General features: G+C 41.5%; 1 protein-coding gene. It reads right to left on the bottom strand.

The genetic code is table 11. The annotated features are described in order from the left end of the window. The coding region (locus HMPREF2885_RS03640) for a G5 domain-containing protein (protein WP_186822449.1) at positions 1–817 on the bottom strand (817 nt) is incomplete at both ends.

The following is an 817-nucleotide window of genomic DNA, read 5'->3' as shown; positions in this document are numbered from 1 at the left end:
TTTTGACCAGCTGTCTTCACTCGGCGAACACCTTCAGCTAAGAGTGCATTTTCAACCTCACGAGTCCGGAAGGCAACTTCTTCAGTTTTGGTTACTTCCTTAGTCGTTACAACTGCTTTTGAACCGGTATAAGTAATCTTGTTTTTGGCTGCTTTCTTGGTCTTGCGTGAAACTTCTTTACGAGATTTTTCAACACCATCCACTTTTGTCACTTCATAAGTGACTTCATCGATACCTTCTTCACCTTCTTCAACACGCGTTTGGCCTTTATCCAGTACTGGGTCTACTCTCGTTTCTTCTTTGAAAGCAACTTTTTCCTCTACAGTCACTGTTTCTTTGGTTTCTACACCTGTTTTCTTAGTTCCAACTTCGATGATTTCTTCTACTGGTTCTTTGGTAACTTTCTCGCTTTTCTTAGTACGAGCTGTTTCTTTACCATCTGTCAGTGTGATATCCCAAGTAATGGTCTTAGTACCTTTAACACCCGCTTGTTTCACGTTGCGAGTACCTTCTGCAAGATCGGCATTGTTTTCGGTACGAGATGCATAAGGAATCTCTTCTGTTGTAGTGATTTCTTGATGCTCAACTTTTGGTTCCGCTGGTTGTTCTGTCTTACCAGCCAACAAAGCTTCAACCTTGGCTTTCAACTCATTGTAGCGAGCTTCATATGCCACAAAACCTTTTTGACCTTCTGGACTCTTCATTGCCTTCTTTGCGGTAGGAAGGTAGTTAGTAGCTTCCGACAAACTATCTTCTAATCCAGTTTTGTTGTCTTCATCATTAGGATTAGCTTTATAGTCAGCGATGAAAGCCTCTA

The organism is Streptococcus sp. HMSC062H02, from assembly GCF_001813005.1.
GTDB classification, from domain to species: domain Bacteria; phylum Bacillota; class Bacilli; order Lactobacillales; family Streptococcaceae; genus Streptococcus; species Streptococcus oralis_S.
Note: the sequence above shows the minus strand (reverse complement) of the source record. Positions and strands in the feature narration are given on the sequence as shown.